This is a genomic window from Opacimonas viscosa (genome assembly GCF_024199005.1).
GTDB lineage: Bacteria > Pseudomonadota > Gammaproteobacteria > Enterobacterales > Alteromonadaceae > Opacimonas > Opacimonas viscosa.
Genome location: NZ_JANATA010000320.1, coordinates 1 through 238, shown reverse-complemented (window position 1 = coordinate 238; position 238 = coordinate 1). Strand labels below are relative to the sequence as shown.

The following is a 238-nucleotide window of genomic DNA, read 5'->3' as shown; positions in this document are numbered from 1 at the left end:
AAGGTAGTGCTGTTTGGCATCCACTTACCGCGAGCAAAATAAATGTCTTTATCTTTACCTAAATCAACCCAAGTGCGATCGCCAGAGTTGATGTCTTGAATAGCAAGTTCCACCAAGACGTTTGGCGTGCCCGCTTTTGGGTATTTTTGTTCAATAAGTTTGATGTCGTCAGCATAAATTTCAGAACGCGTGATCACATCTACTGGGCTTTCATCAACCTTGGTAAAAGCAATTTTAG

General features: G+C 41.6%; 1 protein-coding gene. It reads right to left on the bottom strand.

The window, feature by feature from the left end:
- Positions 1–238 (bottom strand): DPP IV N-terminal domain-containing protein (locus NLF92_RS13775; protein WP_254102845.1); only part of this gene is annotated, 238 nt, incomplete at both ends.